Source organism: Streptomyces pseudogriseolus (assembly GCA_002154585.1).
Classification (GTDB): Bacteria; Actinomycetota; Actinomycetes; order Streptomycetales; family Streptomycetaceae; genus Streptomyces; species Streptomyces pseudogriseolus.
In genome coordinates this window covers 1-549 of record MUNG01000680.1, presented here as the reverse complement: position 1 = coordinate 549, position 549 = coordinate 1, and the positions used below count along the sequence as shown (strand labels likewise).

The following is a 549-nucleotide window of genomic DNA, read 5'->3' as shown; positions in this document are numbered from 1 at the left end:
CTCCCCGCCCTCCACCCGCGTCCCCCGCGCCCGCAGGCGGGCCGCGACGGTCGGGGCGGCGACGTACACCCATGCCCGGACCGCCGTGCCGTCGGCCTCCCGCGTCACCGTCCGCTCCACCCGGTCGTAAAGGTTGCGCGGGTCACCGGGGACGTACTCCTCCAGGCGGTCCAGCAGCGCCAGCAGCTCCTCGTACGACTCCGGCCGCGCGGTGACCAGTTCGCCGCGCACCTCGCCCTCCGGCGCCTCGACGGCGTACGGGTAGCCGGGCCCCTCGTACAGCGCCGCGCCCCGCAGCAGGCCCGGCTCCTCGTGTGCCGTGCGGCCGCGCAGGAAGCGGTCGTGGTTGACCTCGCCGGGGCGGAGGGTGCCGTAGACGAAGAAGGGGAGGTTCACTCGCTTCACCTGCGCGGACGGTCGGCGGAGCCCCTCTGCACGGAAGTGCCACCGGAGCCTTGCGGGAACGATTCTCTCCCCTCACACACCCCCACATTCGCGCTATGGACATGACACTCGGGCCGCCACTTGAATCGCGGGCACCACCCGCCC

1 protein-coding gene is annotated in these 549 nt (G+C 73.6%); it reads right to left on the bottom strand.

The features are described from left to right. Nucleotides 1–396, bottom strand: a 396-nt coding sequence (locus CCN29_RS34055; protein WP_086686326.1) for a gamma-glutamylcyclotransferase family protein, incomplete at its 3' end; no start/stop codon positions are given. Nucleotides 397–549: the final 153 nt, after the last annotated feature.